Here is an 864-nt window from a genome sequence, read left to right on the forward strand (position 1 = left end):
CCTCGAGCCCGGCGTGACGGCGCTGGGGCGCGATGTGGCGTTCGGGCAGTTCGGGGGCGAGCAGGTACCGGTCGGCTTCGGTGTAGCACTCGGCGACGTGCAGGAAGTAGGAACGCTCCCACAACTCGGCCTGCACGTGCGCCCACACCTGTCCCGCCTTCTTCCAGGGTTCGGGCACCGGCGGGGTGCGGTCGTCGTCGACGGCGGTGTCGATCGCGTACAACCGCTGCGCCGCATAGCCCGCGTATTCGCGGTGGCGGCGCTCGGCCACGGCCAGGTCCCGTCCGCGGTGGCGCAGGTTCACCAGCGCGGTGGTGGGGGCGGGGATGCGAGCGCGGCGGGCGGCGACCTTCTCGGACTGGTAGCGGGCCGCATCGGTCGCCGCGCTGGGGGTGGCGGTGTAGCGGTCACGGTATCGGCGGTCGCGGATGGAGCGACGCACCCATTCGGCCGCCTCGATCGAGGTCTCGGACTGCTGGGGGAGCTCGGGGCGATACAGGCCCGGGTCGCCCTCGGCGGTGTGATCGACGATCAGCGACCGGAGTTCGGGGCGACTCTTCGCCATCCACCCGAGCTGACGCGCCGCGGTCTTCCACGAGGAGCGGGTCAACATCTCGGCGGCGCGGTCGAGGAATGCACGCTCGGCCGGGGAGGCCAGGGCCAGCACGGCGGTGAAGCGTTCGCGCGCGGCGTCGGGATCGGTGTTCAGGAGGAATTCGATCTCCCCGAGCGCGGCGGCGAACGGGGAAACGGTGTCGGCGACATCGGTAACGGTCTCGGTGACAGAGTCGGTGGTCTCGGGTGCGTTCAACGTTGCGGTCATCACTGGGTTCCTGTTCTGTCGTGGAAACAGCTCGGCCCCGT

Annotated in this window: 1 protein-coding gene; it reads right to left on the reverse strand. The window is 70.6% G+C overall.

Translation table 11 applies throughout. From position 1 onward, the window contains the following. On the reverse strand, positions 1 to 823 hold an 823-nt coding region (locus ON27_RS29320; RefSeq protein ID WP_157227387.1), incomplete at its 3' end, for a hypothetical protein. Between the last annotated feature and the right edge of the window lie 41 nt (positions 824 to 864).

The sequence above is a fragment of the Nocardia asiatica NBRC 100129 genome (assembly GCF_000308415.1).
Lineage (GTDB): Bacteria > Actinomycetota > Actinomycetes > Mycobacteriales > Mycobacteriaceae > Nocardia > Nocardia asiatica.